The 264-nt window shown below is 57.2% G+C and carries 1 protein-coding gene; it reads right to left on the minus strand.

All coding sequences use genetic code 11. The annotated features are described in order from the left end of the window. A partial coding sequence (locus ACPYOM_RS22760; protein ID WP_481347705.1) for a carbon-phosphorus lyase complex subunit PhnI occupies positions 1-264 on the minus strand: 264 nt, incomplete at both ends.

Raw genomic sequence — 264 nt, forward strand, 5'->3', positions numbered from 1 at the left:
GCGTACGGGTGATATCTTCCGGCTCCGTGCCGTCATCTTCTTCACGAACTGCCAGCTGCTGATTCGTCAGCAAATCAAACACATGGCCGCACTCTTCCGGCTGGGGTTCATCGGCTATGGGTGTGAACGGCGCTTCACCTTCGGCCAGCAGCGCGAAATCCAGCAGACGGTGGGTGTAATCGTAAGTCGGGCCGAGCACCTGTCCGCCGGGCAAGTCTTTATAAATGGCAGAAATCCGGCGTTCGAGGCGCATCGATTTTGTGT

It is taken from the genome of Monashia sp. HAY1-2A (assembly GCF_056755315.1).